At 64.4% G+C, this 18,177-nt stretch carries 17 protein-coding genes; 7 read left to right on the top strand and 10 right to left on the bottom strand.

Annotated elements, in window-relative coordinates:
- Position 1: 1 nt before the first annotated feature.
- Genes EJ072_RS28795 through cpaB form a run of 6 tightly spaced genes read right to left on the bottom strand, consistent with a single transcriptional unit; the run spans position 2 to position 6,286 of the window.
- Entirely contained in the window at positions 2-967 is a 966-nt protein-coding gene (locus EJ072_RS28795) for a type II secretion system F family protein (protein WP_126082362.1), read from the bottom strand.
- Between the two features lie 4 nt (positions 968-971).
- On the bottom strand, positions 972-2,393 hold the full coding sequence (locus EJ072_RS28790; protein ID WP_126082361.1) for a CpaF family protein: 1,422 nt from the start codon (positions 2,391-2,393) through the stop codon (positions 972-974).
- Complete coding sequence (locus tag EJ072_RS28785) at positions 2,390-3,604, bottom strand: response regulator/pilus assembly protein (protein WP_126082360.1); 1,215 nt, start codon at positions 3,602-3,604, stop codon at positions 2,390-2,392. Before EJ072_RS28785 ends, EJ072_RS28790 begins: the two co-directional genes overlap by 4 nt.
- Positions 3,605-3,617: 13 nt before the next feature.
- Positions 3,618-3,890, bottom strand: a complete 273-nt coding sequence (locus tag EJ072_RS28780) for a hypothetical protein (RefSeq protein ID WP_126082359.1) — start codon at positions 3,888-3,890, stop codon at positions 3,618-3,620.
- Between the two features lie 4 nt (positions 3,891-3,894).
- The gene (locus tag EJ072_RS28775; RefSeq protein ID WP_126082358.1) at positions 3,895-5,337 is read right to left on the bottom strand and encodes a type II and III secretion system protein family protein; all 1,443 of its coding nucleotides are present in this window, start codon (positions 5,335-5,337) and stop codon (positions 3,895-3,897) included.
- A gap of 28 nt (positions 5,338-5,365) precedes the next feature.
- A complete protein-coding gene (gene cpaB, locus EJ072_RS28770; protein ID WP_126082357.1) occupies positions 5,366-6,286 on the bottom strand; it encodes a Flp pilus assembly protein CpaB in 921 nt (306 codons plus the stop codon).
- Between the two features lie 255 nt (positions 6,287-6,541).
- On the opposite strand from cpaB, the gene parE reads away from it, so the two are divergent.
- The 3 genes from parE (at position 6,542) to EJ072_RS28755 (ending at position 11,235) form a co-directional block, all read left to right on the top strand.
- Positions 6,542-8,596 (top strand): DNA topoisomerase IV subunit B, encoded by a 2,055-nt coding sequence (gene parE / locus EJ072_RS28765; protein WP_042644243.1) that lies wholly within the window; start codon positions 6,542-6,544, stop codon positions 8,594-8,596.
- A gap of 40 nt (positions 8,597-8,636) precedes the next feature.
- Complete coding sequence (locus EJ072_RS28760; RefSeq protein WP_126082356.1) at positions 8,637-10,718, top strand: FUSC family protein; 2,082 nt, start codon at positions 8,637-8,639, stop codon at positions 10,716-10,718.
- Between the two features lie 79 nt (positions 10,719-10,797).
- Complete coding sequence (locus tag EJ072_RS28755) at positions 10,798-11,235, top strand: VOC family protein (protein ID WP_126082355.1); 438 nt, start codon at positions 10,798-10,800, stop codon at positions 11,233-11,235.
- 13 nt (positions 11,236-11,248) lie between these two features.
- Here the strand turns inward: EJ072_RS28755 and EJ072_RS28750 are convergent, their stop codons facing one another.
- Complete coding sequence (locus EJ072_RS28750; RefSeq protein ID WP_126082354.1) at positions 11,249-12,370, bottom strand: DUF2336 domain-containing protein; 1,122 nt, start codon at positions 12,368-12,370, stop codon at positions 11,249-11,251.
- Positions 12,371-12,521: 151 nt separating this feature from the next.
- Here EJ072_RS28750 and EJ072_RS28745 point away from each other — a divergent pair, with 151 nt between their 5' ends.
- A complete protein-coding gene (locus tag EJ072_RS28745; RefSeq protein WP_126082353.1) occupies positions 12,522-12,974 on the top strand; it encodes a MaoC family dehydratase in 453 nt (150 codons plus the stop codon).
- Positions 12,974-13,849: a CoA ester lyase gene (locus EJ072_RS28740; protein ID WP_126082352.1), complete on the top strand. Its 876-nt coding sequence runs from the start codon at positions 12,974-12,976 to the stop codon at positions 13,847-13,849. The genes EJ072_RS28745 and EJ072_RS28740 overlap by 1 nt, the downstream gene beginning before the upstream one ends.
- 2 nt (positions 13,850-13,851) lie before the next feature.
- On the opposite strand, the gene EJ072_RS28735 is transcribed toward EJ072_RS28740, so the two are convergent.
- Positions 13,852-14,526 carry an isoprenylcysteine carboxylmethyltransferase family protein gene (locus tag EJ072_RS28735; RefSeq protein WP_126082351.1) on the bottom strand — a complete coding sequence of 225 codons (675 nt, stop codon included), beginning with the start codon at positions 14,524-14,526 and terminating at the stop codon, positions 13,852-13,854.
- A gap of 139 nt (positions 14,527-14,665) precedes the next feature.
- Here EJ072_RS28735 and EJ072_RS28730 point away from each other — a divergent pair, with 139 nt between their 5' ends.
- Positions 14,666-15,394 (top strand): TetR/AcrR family transcriptional regulator, encoded by a 729-nt coding sequence (locus EJ072_RS28730; protein WP_126082350.1) that lies wholly within the window; start codon positions 14,666-14,668, stop codon positions 15,392-15,394.
- A gap of 36 nt (positions 15,395-15,430) precedes the next feature.
- Here the strand turns inward: EJ072_RS28730 and EJ072_RS28725 are convergent, their stop codons facing one another.
- Positions 15,431-16,015 (bottom strand): nitroreductase, encoded by a 585-nt coding sequence (locus EJ072_RS28725; protein ID WP_126082349.1) that lies wholly within the window; start codon positions 16,013-16,015, stop codon positions 15,431-15,433.
- Between the two features lie 171 nt (positions 16,016-16,186).
- On the opposite strand from EJ072_RS28725, the gene EJ072_RS28720 reads away from it, so the two are divergent.
- The gene (locus EJ072_RS28720; protein WP_126082348.1) at positions 16,187-17,152 is read left to right on the top strand and encodes a hypothetical protein; all 966 of its coding nucleotides are present in this window, start codon (positions 16,187-16,189) and stop codon (positions 17,150-17,152) included.
- A gap of 13 nt (positions 17,153-17,165) precedes the next feature.
- Here the strand turns inward: EJ072_RS28720 and EJ072_RS28715 are convergent, their stop codons facing one another.
- On the bottom strand, positions 17,166-18,107 hold the full coding sequence (locus EJ072_RS28715) for a lysophospholipid acyltransferase family protein (protein ID WP_126082347.1): 942 nt from the start codon (positions 18,105-18,107) through the stop codon (positions 17,166-17,168).
- Between the last annotated feature and the right edge of the window lie 70 nt (positions 18,108-18,177).

The following is an 18,177-nucleotide window of genomic DNA, read 5'->3' as shown; positions in this document are numbered from 1 at the left end:
TTCAGAACCTGAAATTCGACATCTTGAACATGATGGCGTTGCCGAGCAGCAGCCAGAAGATCGCCCCGCTCAGCATGTACCAGGTCTTCGGCTCGCCCCAGACATCCTGGTAGAATTGCGGCATCAGCACCATGATGGCGGTGAACAGAAGCGCCGGCACTGCGGTCAGGATGTAGGCAGACATGCGGCCTTCGGTCGAAATGGCGCGCACCTTGCGGCGCAGCTTGCCGCGCTCGCGGATTGTCGCGGACAGGCCGTCGAGGATCTCGCGCAGATTGCCGCCCGAACTGCTCTGGATCGACACCGCCGTGACGAACAGCGGCAGGTCCTCGTGGCCTACCCGGTCGAATAGATTGTTCAGCGCCGACACAAGGTCCGAGCCGTAGGTGACCTCGTCGGCGACGACGCCGAACTCGGTGCCGATCGGATCGGCCATTTCGCGCGCCACCATGGCGATCGCCACCGGCACCGGATGGCCCGCCTTGAGGCCACGCGTGATCAGTTCCAGCGCCTCGGGCAACTGTATCCCGAACCGCTTGTGCCGGCGCTTGCGCATGAAGCGCATCGCCATCACCGGCAGCACCGGCAGCAGTATGAGAAACAGGATCAGGCCGAACAGAAGCGGCAAGCCCTTCCAGATCGTGAGAAGCGCCAGTGCGAAAGCGATCCCCGATGTGATCATCAGGAACTTCGGCAACGGCGTGGTCATGCCGGACTGCGTGCGCAGGACGCGGAAACGGTCGAGGGAAAAGACGGAACTGCGGCCGTCGATCCCGCGCTCCTTGCGCAGTTGGATCAGCACCTGCTCCTGGCTGATCTTGTTCTCGGCGAGCTTCATGCGGCGGTTGATTGCCGTGCGCTTGTCGCTGCGCCCGGCATAGAGCAGGTAAAGGCCCTCGGCGATCATGATGCCGGTGAGCGCCGCCGCGGCGTATACGACGTAGATCGGGCTGAATCCCTCGAACACCGGCCTAGTCCTGCGGCCGGCCGGGTTCAAAATACTTGCCCGGGAATTCGATGCCCATGTTGCGCAGGTCCTCGAGGAAGCGCGGGCGGATGCCGGTCGCCTCGAAGTGGCCGAGGATCTTGCCGTCCGCCTCCATGCCGGTGCGCACGAAGCGGAATATCTCCTGCATCTGGATGACATCGCCTTCCATGCCGGTTACCTCGGCGACGCTGGTCACCTTGCGCTTGCCGTCGGAAAGGCGCGTCAGCTGCACGATGATGTCGAGCGCGCTGGCGATCTGGCTGCGGATCGACTGCACCGTCATCGGCATGCCGGTCATGCCGAGCATCTGTTCCAGACGCGAGATCGCGTCGCGCGGCGTGTTGGCATGGATGGTCGCCATCGAGCCTTCATGACCGGTGTTCATCGCCTGCAGCATGTCGAAGGCTTCCTCGCCGCGGCACTCGCCGAGGATGACGCGGTCGGGGCGCATGCGCAGCGCGTTCTTGACCAGGTCGCGCTGCTTCAGTTCGCCATGGCCCTCGATGTTGGCCGGGCGCGTTTCCATGCGCGCGACATGCGGCTGCTGCAATTGCAGCTCGGCCGCGTCCTCGATGGTGATCAGGCGCTCGTCTTCCGGGATGAAGGCCGACAGCGCATTGAGCATCGTCGTCTTGCCGGTGCCGGTGCCGCCGGAGATGATCGTGGTCTTGCGGGCGTGCACCGCCGCCGCCAGCACTTCGGCCATGTTCTGGGTGATGGCGCCGAACTCGACCAGCTTGTGCAGGCCGAGCTTGTTCTTGGAAAATTTGCGGATCGACACCAGCGGGCCGTCGACGCCGACCGGGCGGATCGCCGCGTTGAAGCGCGAGCCGTCGAGCATGCGGGCGTCGACCATCGGCTGTGATTCATCGACGCGGCGGCCGACAGCCGCGACTATTTTGTTAATGATTCGAAGCAGATGCGCCTCATCCTTGAATGGGATGTGGACCTGCTGCAGCTTGCCGCGCTTTTCGACGAAGCAGTTCTGGTGGCCATTGATCAGGATATCGTTGATCTCAGGGTCCTTGAGCAACGGCTCCAGCGGGCCGAGGCCGACCATCTCGTCGACGATGTCGTCGACCAGCGCATCGAGCTCGGCGATGTTGATCGCCATCCGCTCCTCGCGCGTCTTTTCCGAGACGAATTCATGCACCTGCCGTCGCATTTCATCCTTGGGCAGCCGCTCGAGCGCCACGAGGTTGATCTCCTCGAGCAGCATGCGGTGGATGCGCACGCGCGCATCGAGCACCTTGTTGGCGCTTTTTGCCGGCGCGGCCTCCGGCTTCGGCGGTGCCGGCTTGCGGGTCGTCGGGATGATCACCGCATTGTGCACCATAGGCGCGGGCTCCGGCGCTCGCTGCGGACGAGTGTCGCGGTTCTGCAGGTTGGAAAAGCGAGTGTTCATCCGGCCTTCCTCTTCAGCAGGCCTTTGCCGAGGCCGAACAGCGATTTCGACTTGACCGTGGTCTGGACGGCCTCCTCCGGCAGGATGATCTTCTTCAGGTCGTTGACGACATTGGCGTTGGGGTCGATGGCGTGCAGCGGCACGCCGCGGTCGACGGCCTCGCGCACCAGCCGGTAATTGTTGGAGATGCCGCCGACGAAATGCTCGCCGAGTATCTCTTGGACATCGGCCTGCTTGATGCCGCTGTCGAACATCTTCTGTTCGAAGCGGTTGACGATGACGTTGGGCTTCACTTCCTTGCCTGCGGTCTCATAGACGGCCTGGATAAGGCGCTGCGTGTGGCGCAGGCAAGGCACCGTCATCTCGGCGACGATGTAGAGCTTGTTGGAACCCAAGAGCACCGTCTCGGTCCAGGGGAACCAGGTGCGCGGCATGTCGATGACGACATTGTCGAAGTAAGCCGCCACGAGATCGAGCATCCGAACCACCACATCGGTCTTGAAGGAGCGCATGTCCGAGGGACGTGTCGGCGCCGCGAGCACGCACAGGCCACTCGCATGTTTCGACAGCATCACATCGAGCAGTTGCCGGTCGAGGCGCTCCGGCTGGTTCTCGATTTCCGTGATGTCGAAGCGCGGCTCAAGGTCGAGATATTCGGCGCAGGCGCCCTGCTGGAAATTCAGATCGACCACGCATGTCGAAGCGCCGCGCGTCACCGAATGATGCAGCTGGAAAGCCGTCTGCAGCGCGAGCGTGGTGGTGCCGACGCCGCCGGCGGCCGGCATGAAGGTATAGATGTGCGATTCGGTGTTCTCTTCCCGCCCCGGCCCCTGCAACGCCCGGATGACCGAGCGCACCAGGTCTGCCGTGGTGATCGGCTTGACCAGGAAGTCGGCGACCTTGAGCTGCACGAGGATGCGCACCGCCGCCGCGTTGAATTCCTGGGTGACGACGACCACGGGAACGCTGCCTTCCAGCCGGCGCATGACGCGCTGCAGCGACTCGATCTCCTCGAGCTTGGCCGCGTCCATGTCGACGATGACGGTGCCGAAATCGGTTTCGAGGGCTTCGCCGCGCAGCTCGTTGATGCTCTTTTCCACCGTCAGGAGCTCGATGACCTCGGAGGTCGCAAAAGCCGTCCGAGTGTCCTGCACGAACGCCCTGTCGGTGGAAACGAGCAGGATCTTCTTGGTCTTGGTAGCAGATGCCATCGTTGTCGGCCGATCAATTCGATGTCGTTGATGATGTTGTCGGCGCGGACGCGGCGCCGGCTTTCGCGCCAACGGCGACAGTCTCGGAACCCGGACGTTGAGCCGGCACGAGAAGCCTTGTGTTCTGGACGCCGTACTTCCACGGATCGACCATCTGCATGGCGGTGTTGGATGCCTGCGCGTTGCCGACCCCCGGCGTCACCCCTTCGGTGCGCACATAGTCGTCGCTGGTGCAGCCGCCGGCGAGGCCAGTGAGCAAGAGAACAGTCCAAAGGGCGATGCGCATGGCCTTAGTCCTTCGGCAGGTCGAGGAAGTGGCCGGACGTGCCGGATACGGAGCGGGCGGTGCTGCCATCGGCCAGCGCCAGCGGACGCTTCGGCGCCGAGGCGTCGGCCTCCTCGGTGTTGTTGAGGAAATAGTCGGCGGCACTTGCCGGCCGGGTGCCGTCGGTCGGCTCGACCATCTTCTTCGAGGGATCGACCGGCTTGACCAGGTACGGCGTGACGATGATGACCAGATCGGTCTCGCGCCGCTGATAAGATTTCGAGGAGAACAGCGGACCGAGCACCGGCAGCTTGCCGATCCCCGGCACCCGCGATGTCGTGATGTCGTTCTGCGACTGCAGAAGGCCGGCGATCATGAAGCTCTGGCCGTTCTTGAGGTCGACCGACGTCCTGGCGCGGCGCACGATGAAGGCTGGAATGGAAATGCCGCTGCTGACCTGGATGGAAGCGGACGGGTCGATCGACGACACTTCCGGCGCGATGTCGAGGCTCAGGAGCCCGTCCTTCAGCACCGTCGGCGTGAAATCGAGGCCGACGCCGTACTTCTTGTAGGTGACGCTGATCTTGCCGTTGTCTTCGGAAACCGGGATCGGGAACTCGCCGCCGGCAAGGAAGCTCGCCGTCTGGCCAGAGCGGGCAATCAGATTCGGCTCCGCGAGCCGCCGCGCCAGGCCGCGTTCCTCCAGCGCCTTGATGGCGATGTCGATCGACAAGCCGTTCGACAGCAGGCTGCCGATGATCTCGCCCGTTCCGGCAGCCGGCACATCTCCCCCGTCCGGGTTAAGCACGACTTTGCGGTTGCCGATGCCATAAGCGAAATTGGCCGCGTATTTGGCGCCGAGATCCTGGCCGGCCTGGCGGTTGATCTCGACGAAGCGGACATTGAGCTGTACCTGCTGCGAGGACGAGATGTTGACCGAATTGATGACTTCCTCATTACCGGAAAAGCGCGAGGCGATCTTGCTGGCCTTGTCGGCGGCGACCGCATCCTCGGCCTCGCCCGACAACACGACGCGGCCGTTTGCCGAACCGACCTTGATCTTGGCGTCGGGCACGCTGGCGCGGATGGTGCTGGCCAGTTGGTCGGTGTCCAGCGTCACCTCGATGTCGATGGTGCCGACAAGCTGCTTGGTCTGGTCGAACAGGGCGATACCGGTGGTGCCGAGATTGTTGCCCAGCACATAGAAGGACTTGTCGGTCAGCGGGTTGACGTTGGCGATCTCCGGATCGCCGATGACGATCTGGTAGAAGGCCGCGCTCGTCATGATCGTCTTCGGCTTGCCCTTGGCGACCTTGATCGAGGCGTTCTGGTTCGCCGAGACATAGACGACGTCATTGTCCGCCCTTGCCGGCGCGGCGAAGCCTACCACAGCCAGCGACACCGCCAGCGCGATCGCGCCGAGAAGACGCCATCCCCCGGTCGTCCGAAATGCATCAAACCCGAACATCTTGCCCGTCCCCGCCGATCCCCACCGGCTATTGCTGCAGTTCCTGCGGCGGTTCCCGTGAAGGAACCTTGTATTCTTCGACTTTCTCGCCGCGCGTCACGATCACCGTCCTGAATTTCGGCTCGTCCTGGTCCTTCGTCACCGCATTGACGAGCGAGGCCGCACTTGCCTCGGCGTTTGCGGCAACCGAGCCGCCGAAGGAAGAGATCGTCGTAAGCCCGCCTTTGCTGGCACTGGCGTCAGCCGCGGACCGCAACGACAGCGACAAAGTGCCGACGGTGCGGGCGAGCGCCACTTTCTGCGCCCCTTCGTTGGTCACCTCGATGGTCACTGAATTGGCGACCTGCGGCTCGGTCTTGCGTTCGTCGGCGCCCTGCCCGACCGAAAGCACTTTGGCGTCGGAGACCACAATCTCGGAGGTGACCGTCGAGCCGGCCGCCCCTTGCGCGTTCTTGGATACTTCCTGGATGTCTCCCGCATCGCGCGTCAGGACGACGTCGACCCGGTCTCCCGGCGTGACGAAGCCGCCGACACCGGCAATTTCGTCGGTGCGGATGGTGACGGCCCGCATGCCCGGCGACAGTATGTTGGAAAGCGTGGCGCGACCGTTCGGTCCCGACAGTTTGGTGAGCAGCACCGGTTCGTTGACCTCGATCGGCGACAGCACCACGCGGCTGCCGTCGGCAAGCAACTTGTCGATCGTCGGGAAAGCGCCTTGCGGCAGCGAATCCTGCGGCCACGGGATCTCGGCGAGTTGTGGCCGTCCGAGCTCCATTCCATAGCGCAGCGGCGCTTGAGCCACCACGATGGTCTTGAATTCGACCTTGGGCTGCTGCGGAGCTTCGACCGTGACCACCTTGATCTCGGACTGAGCCTTTGCCTGGCTCTTGACCCAAAAATCCGCCGCAAAGATCGAGATCGCGCCGAAGACGGCTGCGATACCGATCATGGTTATGGCCCTGCCCCGCACAACGAAACCCCTGACGCCCGTGGTCTTTTGTTGGTTTGGGCCTCACGCTAGGCGTTAATGTTAAAGAATCAGGAATCCCGTGACCCGCCGATCGCCCTATTTCGGCCGGCTTGGTTATCGAATGGTTTTGGAATAAGAGACAGTTTGATCCCTGAACGGAACAGGAACTCGTTCGCCCGCCAAAAGCGTGGCAGTATCGAGCCGTGATTCGCATTACCGGACGCTAGGCCCAGCATGGACGACAGCAACGATCTCTTCGGCAAGATGGAAAAGCAGGCACAGCCGGTGCGCGCGCCCTCGCGCCCCGCCGATCCGCTGGTGCAGGCCGCGAAGCGCTCGACCGCCGCCCGCGACGGCAGCGAAAGCTACAGCGCCGCCGATATCGAGGTGCTGGAGGGTCTCGAGCCGGTGCGGCGCCGTCCGGGCATGTATATCGGCGGCACCGACGACAAGGCGATGCACCACCTGTTCGCCGAGGTCATCGACAATTCGATGGACGAGGCGGTGGCCGGCCACGCCACCTTCATCGACGTCGAGCTTTCCGCCGACGGCTTCCTGACCGTCACCGACAATGGCCGCGGCATCCCGGTCGATCCGCATCCGAAATTCAAGAAGCCGGCGCTCGAAGTCATCATGACGACGCTGCATTCGGGCGGCAAGTTCGACTCCAAGGTCTATGAGACCTCCGGCGGCCTGCACGGCGTCGGTGTTTCGGTCGTCAACGCGCTGTCCGACCACCTCGAGGTCGAGGTCGCGCGCGGCCGTCAGCTCTACCGTCAGCGTTTTTCCCGCGGCGTCCCGGTCAGCGGCCTCGAGCATCTGGGCGAGGTTCATAACCGCCGCGGCACGAGGACCCGCTTCCACCCCGACGAGCAGATCTTCGGCAAGGGCGCGGCCTTCGAGCCGGCGCGGCTTTATCGCATGGCGCGCTCGAAGGCCTATCTGTTCGGCGGCGTCGAGATCCGCTGGACCTGCGATCCGTCGCTGATCAAGGAGAAGGACCAGACGCCGGCCAAGGCCGAGTTTCATTTCCCCGGCGGCCTGAAGGACTATCTCAAGGCGACGCTGGGCGACGAGTTCCAGGTCACGCGCGAGGTTTTTGCCGGCAAGAGCGACAAGCAGGGTGGCCACGGTTCGCTGGAATGGGCGGTGACCTGGTTCGGCGGCGACGGGTTCCTCAACTCCTACTGCAATACGATTCCAACTCCCGAAGGCGGCACGCATGAGGCCGGCTTCCGCAATGTGCTGGCGCGCGGACTGCGCGCCTATGCCGACCTGATCGGCAACAAGCGCGCCTCTATCATCACCACCGAGGACGTGATGATCTCGGCCGCCGGCATGCTGTCGGTGTTCATCCGCGAGCCGGAATTCGTCGGCCAGACCAAGGACAGGCTGGCGACCATCGAGGCGATGCGCATCGTCGAAAACGCCATCCGCGACCCATTCGACCATTGGCTTGCCGACAATCCGCAGGAAGCCTCGAAGCTTCTCGAATGGGTCATCGCGCGCGCCGACGAGCGTGTGCGCCGCCGCCAGGAAAAGGAAGTCTCGCGCAAGAGCGCGGTGCGCAAGCTGCGCCTTCCGGGCAAGCTCGCCGATTGCACGCAAAATGCGGCCGCCGGCGCCGAGATCTTCATCGTCGAGGGCGACTCGGCCGGCGGCTCGGCCAAGCAGGCGCGCGACCGCGCCAGCCAGGCGGTGCTGCCGCTGCGCGGCAAGATCCTCAACGTCGCCAGCGCCGGCAACGACAAGCTTGCCGCCAACCAGCAGATCTCCGACCTCATCCAGGCGCTCGGCTGCGGCACGCGCTCGAAGTACCGCGACGAGGACCTGCGCTACGACCGCGTGATCATCATGACCGACGCCGACGTCGACGGCGCGCATATTGCTTCCCTGTTGATCACCTTCTTCTATCAGGAGATGCCGAACCTGATCCGCGGCGGCCATCTCTACATGGCCGTGCCGCCGCTCTATTCGATCCGGCAGGGCGGCAAGGTCGGCTACGCCCGCGACGACGCGCATAAGGACGAACTGCTGCGCACCGAATTCACCGGACGCGGCAAGGTCGAGATCGGCCGCTTCAAGGGCCTGGGCGAGATGATGGCCTCGCAGCTCAAGGAGACCACGATGGATCCGAAGAAGCGCACCCTTCTGCGGGTCGACGTGATCGACGCCGAGCAGGCCACCAAGGATGCCGTTGACGCGCTGATGGGCACCAAGCCCGAAGCGCGTTTCCGCTTCATCCAGGAGCGCGCCGAATTCGCCGAGACGGACGTGCTGGATATCTGATCGCGGAAGGGTCCATAAAGGCTCCTGTACGGAGACGAATGTGACCTGGACGCGTCTGAGAGAGCTTGTCGAGACATCGTTAAGCGGTCTGACGCGGCCGACCCGTTCGGACTGGATCTTTGCCTTGCGCACGGTTTCGGCCGGGCTGATCGCGCTGCTTGCCGCCTACGCGTTGAAGCTCGACCATCCGCAATGGGCGATGATGACTGTGTTCATCGTCGCCCAGCCGGTGGCTGGAATGGTGCTGGCGAAGGGCTTCTACCGGCTGCTCGGCACGCTGGCCGGCGGCCTGGCCGCTATCGGCATAACATCCCTGTGCGGTACCAATCCCTGGCTGCTGATCACTTTTCTGGCGCTCTGGGTCGGCATCTGCACGTTCGTATCATCGCTGTTGCGCAACCCGGAAGCCTATGGCGCGGCGCTTGCCGGCTACACGGTGATGATCATCAGCCTGCCGGCGCTCGGTCAACCGATTGTCGTTGTCGATCTCGCTATCGCACGCTGCGCCGAGATCGTGCTTGGCATCGTCTGCGCCGGCGTCACCAGCCGGCTGATCCTGCCCAAGCTCGCGGCCGACGCCATCATTTCCAGGCTGAAGCGCAGCATCCTCGACCTCGCCGAATATGCCGGCGGCGCCTTTTCCGACGGCGATCCGGCAAGCCTTGCCGCGCTCCAGCGCAAGTTGATCACCGACGCCCAGACGCTCGCAGAAATGCGCACCTACGCGCGGCTGGAAGCGCCGAGCTTCGCCCCCCGCGCCCACCCGGTGCGGCGCACCATCGGCCAGCTTCTGTGGGCCCTGTCGGCGGCGCGCACGCTGCACAGCCACCGCGCGCCGAAGAATGCGGCGCTCATCCCGATGCGACGCGACTTGAAAGCCTTTGTCGGCGAGCTGGGGGCGACACCCGGCGCCCTCGACGACACGGGCCCGTGGGTGGCGCGGCTCGATGCGATCGCGAGCAAGGCCAGAGAGGTGCCGGCCCTGCCCGACGATGCCGGTGCAAACACTGCCGCCGAGGACAAGGTGGGCACCATCACTCGCCTCACCATTGCCGGTGATTTTGCCGAAGCGCTGAAACAGGTGTTGGCCGGCCTCGATGCGCTTCGCTCGCCCGTCTCCCGGAAATCGAATGAGCGAAGCCAGCCGGCGCTGGTCGTCCACCGCGACTATCAGGCCGCGTGGCGCAACGCCGTGCGCGCCGCGCTCGCGACGCTGCTCGTTGCCGTCTTCTGGCTGACGACCAAATGGTCGGAAGCGGCCGGCACCGTCATCCTCGTCGCGGTGGTCTCTAGCCTGTTCGCGACGCGTCCCGATCCCGTGCAGTCGGCCTGGGGCTTCTTCACCGGCACCCTGATTGCGCTGCCCTTTGCCTTTCTGGTCGGGCAGGTCGCGCTGCCGGCGCTGCCCGGCTTCGGCTGGTTCACGCTCTTCGTCGTGCCGATCCTGGTGCCTGCGGCGCTCGGCATGGCCAATCCACGCCATGTCGGCGTCGCCACCGCTTTCGCCATCAACTTCCTCGCCTTCCTCAGCCCGCATCAGCAGATGACCTATGATGCCGGGCCGTTCTTTGCGGGCTCGGCCTCGATCCTGGTCGGCATCCTGATCGCCATCGGCGTCTTCATCGTCGTGCTGCCTGCCGACCCTTGGGTCACCGTGGAGCGTATCTCGCAAGCGATGCGCGAGGATCTGGCGCGGCTTTGCCTGCATGAGCGGATACCTCGGCGTTCGGCTTTCGAAAGCCTCGCCTATGACAGGATCAACCAGTTGATGCCGCAGGTGCAGCGAACGGGCCGCAGGGGCGACCCCATTCTCGGCGGCAGCATCGCCGCCGTCACCGTCGGGCTGGAGGTGCTGCGGCTACGCCATGCGCAACTGAATTCCGCCGTGCCGCGCGAGACAGTCGAATCCATCGGCAATTTTCTGCGCGGCCTGGCGCGCGAATTGTTGTTCCGTCGGCCGGGCGAGCCGCAGACCGCGACCATCGCGGTGGCAAGGCAATATGCGGCCAGCATTGGCGAACGCAGCGATCGGCTCGAAATGCTGCGGATCGCCGCCTCGCTGCGCATCATTGCCGCGGCGATGGAAGACTATCCGGATTTCTTTGCAAAGGGTCGTGCCTGAACAAAGGGACATGTCGCGTTTCAGGTCGGACCGGATCCGAAAGGTTCCTTATCAGACTGGTCGGTACTTAGGTGGACAGATGGCGCTCAAACGAATGGACAACATCGGTATCGTCGTCGAGGACCTCGATGCGACGGTTGATTTCTTTCGCGAGCTCGGCCTTGAACTCGAAGGGCGTGCCACGATCGATGGGGAATGGGCCGGACGTGTCACCGGACTGGGCGACCAGCATGTCGAGATCGCCATGATGCGAACGCCGGACGGCCACAGCCGGCTGGAACTGTCCCGCTTCCTCAGGCCGTCGATCGTGGCGGATCACCGCAATGCCCCGGTGAACGCCCTGGGCTATCTTCGCGTCATGTTCGCCGTGGACGACATCGACGACACGCTGGAGGGGCTCCGCAAGCACGGTGCCGAGCTCGTTGGCGAGGTGGTCCGCTACAAGGACATTTATCGGCTCTGCTACATCCGTGGGCCTGAAGGGCTTCTTGTCGGACTTGCCCAGGAGCTCAGCTGAGACCCGATAAGCGCTAGGCCGCGGCAATCGCCAGCGCGTGCCCGCGCGCGTTTTCGCGCAGCGCGTCGAGATGGATCGACTTCACCAGTCCGGCAAGATCGCCCTCGGCCGATTGGCCGCCGAGTTCCTTCAGCATCAGCCAGCTCACTTCCTGCACGCCGGCGACACGCCGGCCGTTGGCGACCTCGCGCCAGACTTTCAGCGCGCGCAGGATGGTGCCATGCGTCGCCGGCGCAAGTCCGGCGCTGCGGAACAGCGCCTGCAGCGCCACGTCGTGCCCGCCGGCCAGAAGCGCCGTCACCCGCTGCTCGGACTGTCGGGCAAGCGCTACCAGCGTCGAACCGAAGAAGTCGACCTTGCCATGCGCGATGGTACGGATGATGAAGCTGGCGGTGAGGTCGCCGCGCAGCCTTAGATGCTCGATCAGCGCGGCATGCTCTTCCATGCGCGTTCCCTCGATCAGCGTCACCGAGGCCTTCACGCAGGCATCGCGCATGACGCGATCGGCGCGCGCCGCCCCCATCATCGCCAGCACCAGCGGCGATCCTTTCAGGATCTCGCCGAGCTTGACCAGCAGCATATAGCGGCAGTCGGCCGGCAGGCGCCGATCTGCGATCAGCGTCTCGCGCACCAACGGCACGTGGCCATGCCGCTCAGCCATGCGGCGGAAGCTGAGCGAAGCGATCTCCGCGCCGCTGTTCCCGACCAGAGCCGCGCAGGCCTCCGGCTCGCCGATCTCGGCGATTGCGGCCGCCAGCGACATCGAGACCACCGGACGGTTGGCGATCAGCGTCTGCGTCGCCTTGTGGCCGCAGGCGACGCGCTCGACAAGATCGGCATCGGTAAGCAGCGGCGAACGCGCCAACACCAGCGCCGCCACTTCCGGCTGGTCGGCGGCCAGGGCGCTGATCACCTGCGGCGGCGCGTGATGGCTCATCGACAGCGCCTCGGCGAGCGCCAGGCGCACCTTGGCGGAAGCGTCGTCCAGAAGCAGCGTGAGCGCCGCCTCGGCGGCGCAGCGATCCTCGAACGGCAGATCGGAATTGATATAGGCTCGCGCCAGCGCGCTCGCGGCGGCGGCGCGCTCGGAAACCCTTGCCGTATCAATCCATTTTAGAAAGTGCGAAACAACCATGCCGACCAGCTACGCCCTTGCCGGAATGTCCCCGGCCCCGTTGTGAACGGTAGGCTGGAAATGGTTTACGAACGGTTCACCATATTTCTTAACCGGCTTGATGGAGACGCAGCCAACGCCTATCAAGCGATGGAATTGCGGGAGATCGATCATGGCCGGGCTTTATCTGGAAGAGTTTGTCGTCGGCCACGTCTTCCACCACACGCTGCGGAAAACTGTGACCGAGAGCGACAACATGTTGTTTTCGGTGATGACGCTCAACCCGCAGCCTTTGCACATTGATTTCGACTTCGCCGCGAAGACCGAGTGGGGCAAGCCGTTGGTCAACTCCCTGTTCACGCTGGGCCTGATGATCGGCATTTCGGTGAACGACATCACGGTCGGCACAACGGTCGCCAATCTCGGCATGAAGGAAACGGTGTTCCCGCACCCCGTCTTCCACGGCGACACCATCCGGGTCGAGACGACAGTCGTCTCCGTGCGCGATTCCAAGTCGAAACCCGATCGCGGCATCGTCGAGTTCGAGCATCGCGCCTACAACCAGAATGACGTTCTTGTCGCCAAATGCACAAGGCAGGCGATGATGCTGAAGAAGGCGGTCTGATGCGCTCGTTGCTGTTCGTGCCCGGCGATTCCGAGCGCAAGCTGGAAAAGGGATTCGAGGCCGGCGCCGACGTGGTTATCGTCGACCTCGAGGATTCCGTCGCCGGCGCGAACAAGGGGGCGGCGCGCGGGACCGCGGCCGGCTTCATCTCGAACCAAAGGCGCCGGACGGGTCCCGCCGTCTATGTGCGGGTCAACGACCTGTCCACCGGACTCACCGACGACGACCTCGCGGCCCTCGTGCCGGCAAAGCCTGACGGCATCATGCTGCCCAAGTCGAACAGCGGGCAGGATGTCCAGCAGCTCGCAGCAAAGCTTCGGGTGCATGAGGCTGAAAACGGGCTGCCGGATGGCGCCATAAGAATCCTGCCGATCATCACCGAAACCGCGTCCGGCGTGCTTGCGGCGGCAAGCTATGCCGAGGCAAGCGCGCGGCTCGCCGGCCTAACCTGGGGCGCGGAGGACTTGTCTGCCGCGATCGGCGCGCGGGCGGCCCGCGACGAGGACGGCCGCTACACCGACGTGTTCCGCCTGGCGCGCAGCATGACCATCCTGGCGGCGGGAGCGGCCGAAATCGCCGCCATCGACACCGTCTTTCCCGATTTCCGCGACATGGCCGCCTTCGAGAAGGAATGCCGCGGGGCCGAGCGCGACGGCTTCACCGGCAAGATGGCGATCCATCCGGCGCAGGTGCCGGTCATCAACGCGGCCTTCACGCCCTCCGCCGAAGCGGTCGCGCGATCGCAGGCGATCGTCGACGCCTTCGCGGCGGCGGGAAACCCGGGCGTCGTCGGCATCGACGGCAAGATGTATGACCGGCCGCATCTGCGCCTAGCCGAGCGTTTGCTGGCCCGCGCCAAGGCGTCGGGCGCCTGAGATTACCAGACCATCGGGATCAGCTTGTAGCGGACGCGCGCGGCGTAATCGTCGTATCCCCGCAGGCCGGTCCGCAACGTCTTTTCCTCGATGAAGGTGCGGATGGCGAGCAGGATGATGAAGACGAGCACCAATGCCAGGCCCCACCAGGAGCCAAGCACCAGCGCCGTGCCGGCGAAATAGAGGATAGCACCCGCATACATGGGGTGGCGTACATAGCCGTATGGACCAGTTGTGATCACCTTCTGCCCACGCTCGTCCTGGATCTTCACGACAGGCGCCGCGAAACTGTTTTCCAGCATCGTGAGATAGCAGATCCAGATGCCGACGAGCAGGACCAACATGCCGACCGCCTGCACCCAGACAGGAGCTGCCGACCAGCCGAAACGGAAGTCGAGCCCCATCAGGGCCAGCCATGCGAAAATGCCGATGAGCAATATGCTCAGCACTATCTTGTCGGCGGCTGCCTGGGTCTTCTGGATCGGCGGGCGGAGGCGTTCGTTCATCAGGCCTGGATCGCGCCGGGCGAGCGCCACGCCCATGGTAAGGCTCAGTCCGACCATCACGACTATGTACACCCAGGCTCCCCACCAGTGCAGCGTTCCTGCGGACACGAACATCAGCGCGCCCATCACACCGAACCATACGAATGTCTGCACAACCAATCTCGTGATCATGACCAACCTTCCATGACATGCCGCCCGTCGCGATTTACCGATTCCGACTGGTGGTCTATTATACCGACCGACGGTCTATAACTCAAGGCACACCCGGCACTCTGGACGAGAACGGCCGCCGCATGCACAAGGTTTCGCCATGCCTCGCATCATCAAGCATCCGGAAATCAGGCGCGAAGAACTGCTGGACCATGCCCAGGCCCTGTTCCTGACGCATGGCTACGACAAAGCGAGCCTCAACGACGTCATCGCGGCCGCCGGCGTCTCGAAAGGCGCCTTCTATCACTACTTCGCCTCCAAGGAGACGCTGCTGGAGGCATTGGCGGAGCGTTTCGCCAGGCAGGCGCTGGCCGGTGTCCAGAAGATCCTCGACGATCCGGGCCTCGATCCGCTCGGGCGCCTGAACGCGCTCCTCGCGCAGTCGCGCCAGGCCAAGGTTGAGACCGCGGCGGAAGCATGGGCGCTGTTCGAGACAATGTTCCGGCCGGAAAACCTGGTGCTGTTCCACCGCATCAACCTGGCGGCGAGCAAGTCCTTCTCGCCGATCCTGGTGGAGATCATCCGCCAAGGCGTCGAAGACGGAACATTCCGGACTTTCGATCCCGAGGGCGTTGCCGATATCGTCATGCAGTTCGGCATGGCCACGCACGACGTGATCGCCAAGGCGTTCGCCGGCGGCAGCGATGCCGACATGGACATCGCGATCGAGGCCCTGGAAAGGCGTGTCAGGCTCTACGAGATCGCGCTCGACCGCATCCTGGGACTGCCGGACGGCAGCATCCGGATCGGTGAGCCCGGCTATGTGCGCGCCGTCATGACAGCGCGTCGTTCCAATCCTGTCGTCGGCGGGCGCATCGAAGGACCGTGAACTGGCCCACGCTCCTTCGCGGCGGCCTTAGGCCGCTCACCCCGCCCAGGGACCGGTGTAGTCGTCATAGAGCTTGGCTGGATCTGGCCGCGGCCGCTCCGGCGCCGGCCCCTGATAGGAGCCGATATGGACGAAGCCGATAACGCGCTCCTGCGGCGAGAGCCCGAGGATCGCCCTGCCCTCCGGCACATCGGAGTACCAGTTGCTGATCATGTTGGTGCCGTAGCCCAGTGCGTTCGCCGCGATCATCAGGTTCATGGCCGCCATGCCGCCCGACAGGAACATCTCCCATTGCGGGATCTTCGGGTTCTCCTTCGGCACCGACACGACGCCGATCACCAGCGGCGCGCGCGAGAAGCGCGCCAGTTCCTGGTTGCGCCTGCCCTCCGGCAACGGCCCCTCGCGCTGCTCGGCAAGTGCAGCCAGCTTCTTGCCGATCTCGACACGCGCCTCGCCGCGGTAGAGGATGAAGCGCCAGGGCTCGAGCCGGCCATGATCGGGAACCCGCGAGGCAGCCGCCATCATCGTCGCGATCTCGGCATCGCTCGGCGCCGGCTCCTTGAGGTCCGGGATCGGCGCGGAATTGCGGGTGAGCAGGAAGTCGATGATCGGCGACGCCATGGGCGCAAGTCTCCTAAGCATTCTATAGTATTCAATTTTGAGCTGAAGCGCGCCATCGGGAGGTCGGGCGGCTCGGGCAGTGGCGTTTTGCGCCGGATAAAGAGCCGTCGGCGCAAGGCCTCGAACTCTTAAGCCTTGAAATTGCCACCGCCTTGGGCTTCAACGCAAGGCATGTTTGAGGGGACCCTGCGCCTTTTGGTGATCGCGCTCGTCGCTGCGTTGTTCGCGGTGCCGGTTTCCTTCGCGCTGGCCCAGAACGCCAACGATGTCGGCGACCTCAAGCTTCCGGGCATTTCGAGCTACGCGACGCCGAAGACAGGAGCACCGCTGGCGCTCGGCAATGGCGGCGCCATCACCCTGTCGGCGCAACTGACCGACAAGGGCGCCGACATCACCCGCGGCATTGTCTGGCGGGTGTTCAAGCCGCAGCCGTCAAGCGACGGCAAGCTTCCGATGGTGGCCTCAGCTCATGGCGGCACGGCCGTGTTCCAGCTCGACCCCGGCAGCTATCTGGTCCACGCCTCCTATGGACGCGCCGGCGCCACCAAGCGCATCACCGTCGGCAAGGCGGCCAGGCACGAAAGCCTGGTGCTCGACGCCGGCGGCCTCAAGCTCGACGCAGTGACATCGGGCGGCGCCCCAATCCAGTCGAAGAAACTGCGCTTCTCGATCTATGAAGACCATCCCGCCGCCAATGGCGACCGGGCGCTGATCGCCCCCGACGTGGCGCCGAACACTGTGGTGCGGCTGAACGCCGGCACCTACCACGTCGTCTCCACCTATGGCGCGGTCAACGCCGTGATCCGCTCCGATATCCGCGTCGAGGCCGGCAAGCTGACCGAGGCAACCGTCGAGCACCGGGCGGCCGAGATGACGATGAAGCTGGTGCGCGAGCCCGGCGGCGAAGCCATCGCCGACACGTCCTGGTCGCTGCTCAACGAGAGCGGCGACCCGATCAAGGAAGCCGTCGGAGCCTTCGCCTCGATGGTGCTGGCCGAAGGCCAGTACACCATCATCGCCAAGAACCGCGACCGCATCTACCAGAAGGATTTCACCGTCGTGGCCGGCCAGAACCAGGAGATCGAGGTCGTGGCCAACGAGTCGTCCGCCATCGATCCCGAGGAAGGCGCGGACTGATACATCTGAGCTGTCAGGCCGCCTTGCGCATCCGCCTCGGCAGGAAAGGCACGCGGGTGCGTTGCACGGAGGGCGTCGACAGGTCGAACACCGCGCGATAGAGCCGATCGAGCAGTGCCTTGCGGTCGCGCAGCGGCTCGAGGTCGCTCCATCTCAGCACATCACCGATGCGCACCTCGATCGCCTTGCCCGACAGCCGCGCGAACTCGCGGATGAGCAAGGAGGTGCGCAGCGTCAGCGACGCCTTGCCGATGAACTTCGCCACGCGGTTGTCGCGCTCGGCCATGTTCATCGGGCCGCTGACGAGATGGAACAGACGGCCGTTCTGGCCGGAAAAATGCATCGGGATAACCGAGGCCTTGGCGTCCTGGACGAGCTTGGCCGGGAACATCTTCCACGGCAGGTCGATGGCGCGGCCGAAACCCTTGGGCGCCGTGGCGACACCGCCGGCCGGGAAGACGACGATGGTGACGCCTTCCTTCAGCAGACGCACCGCCTCATGACGCACAGCCATGTTGTTCTTCAGCGCTTCCTTCGTTTCGGAAAAATCGATGGGCAGCGAATAGGGCTCCATCTCGCGGATCCTGAGCAGATCCTTGTGGATCATGACCCGGAAAGGCCGGCCGAGCTGCTCGACCAGCGAAAGCACGGCAATGCCGTCGCCGATGCCGAAGGGATGGTTGGCGACGATGACCAGCGGCGTGTCCGGCAGCGCCGCCGGCGGCCATTGCACGGCGTTGCGGACCTTGACGTCGATCAGTTCCAGCATACGGCTGAACACGCGGTCGCCGGTCGGCACCACTTGCCTGCGCCAGAAGTCATAAAGCGCGGCAAAACGGTCGCGGCCGGACAAACCCTCGACCGAATGGATGAACCAGCGCGTCAGCACCGGCTGATGCGGGTTGGCATAGGAGAGCTCGGGAAAACGTCTTTCCCGCGGTTTCAATTTGAGCATGGCGGCTCGTTACACGGCTGGCGTGACAGGCATATGAAAATAGCGGTGGACCGGCCACCGCCATTTTAGA

It is taken from the genome of Mesorhizobium sp. M2A.F.Ca.ET.046.03.2.1 (genome assembly GCF_003952425.1).
In the GTDB taxonomy this organism is placed as follows: domain Bacteria; phylum Pseudomonadota; class Alphaproteobacteria; order Rhizobiales; family Rhizobiaceae; genus Mesorhizobium.
The sequence above is the reverse complement of the archived record's forward strand: the minus strand, read 5'-3'. Positions and strand labels throughout refer to the sequence as shown.